Source organism: Pseudomonas syringae pv. cilantro (assembly GCF_001293775.1).
Taxonomy (GTDB): Bacteria; Pseudomonadota; Gammaproteobacteria; order Pseudomonadales; family Pseudomonadaceae; genus Aquipseudomonas; species Aquipseudomonas syringae_P.
In genome coordinates, this window is record NZ_LGLN01000035.1 from 131060 (window position 1) to 132316 (window position 1257).

Sequence of the window (1257 nt, forward strand, 5' to 3'; positions counted from 1 at the left end):
CTTCGACACTGGCGCTGGCCGGCATCGTTATCTTAATCGCCTCCTTGCCTAATCCAGCCCCATTGTGTTGATCCGGAGTGGCTTGAACAAAGCCCCGACCCTGCTCTGCGAGCCTGGTTGCAGCGATTTTTACAAGCTGAGTTCATTGAGTGCAACACAGAATTTGACATTTGGCAGCAACTGAAATAATTTATGACCGTGAGTCGCTATAGATATTTATGTAATTCAAAGTCGGCTCAGGAAGCTATATTTTTACAAGGAGCGGTGAGTGCAGGTTGTTCACAGCCTGTTGTTCACTAGTAATGAAGGAAAGCAAATTTATTTAAAATTAAATTTGCCACTGCCCGGTTATACCTCGCCTATGTCTTTTATATATGCATGCCCTTCTTTCAACGAACATATCTACTGCAACGCTCCGGCTAATGGCCGTGCTGTGAACAGCCTTCGCCGCAGCATTTTATTTGCATTTACATATTATTCCCATTCTAGAAAATCTGATCCATTATCAGGCCTTTTACTGTGCCGACAATTAGTCAGATAGTTTACCTTGCCTAATGAGCTCGCCTCCCCTCAGCTCACCCTGAACGTCATCGCGACCAACATATTTACTGATATATCAGACAGGAGTCTATGTCATGTGGTGGAAAAATATCGCCCGACGAATTCAGGAAAGAACTGCCAATGATACCGGCGCAGTTGCGTTTGGCGCAGGCTTCGGCCCCTCAGGCCTTCCCCACATAGGTACATTATGTGAGGTACTGCGCGTAAATATTGTAAAAACAACATTCGAAAGAATTTCGGGTAGAGAAGCTAATTTATTTATTATTTCCGACGACATGGATGCGCTAAGAAAAATACCTGCGACTTTCCCTCAGTCCAGATCACTTGTTAATTATCTGGGTGTACCTTTGTGCGATATAGCCGATCCCTTCCAGCAAGCCTCCAGCCTGTCGGCAGGTATCAATTCGCGTCTCGATAAAGCATTGGCACCTTATACACTCGACTATCAATTGATTGAGAACAGTTTCCTTTATCGGTCAGGCTACTACAACACGACGATCAGAAAATTCCTGCTGCAGATGGATACTATCAATCAGGCCATTGCCTCGCGCCTCGGAGTGAACCGTAGAAAAAGCTACAGCATATTCATGCCCATTTCACGCTTTTCTGGCCGTGTCATTGAACACCTTGTCATCCAAAGCGTGGACCTGAGCCGTGGTGAAATTGTCTATACGATCGTAAGCGCCTCATGAACCC

At 45.6% G+C, this 1257-nt stretch carries 1 protein-coding gene; it reads left to right on the plus strand.

The features are described from left to right. The first annotated feature begins 635 nt into the window (after positions 1-635). Positions 636-1253, plus strand: coding sequence for a hypothetical protein (locus ABJ99_RS11255; protein WP_054085903.1), 618 nt, complete (start codon positions 636-638; stop codon positions 1251-1253). Positions 1254-1257: the final 4 nt, after the last annotated feature.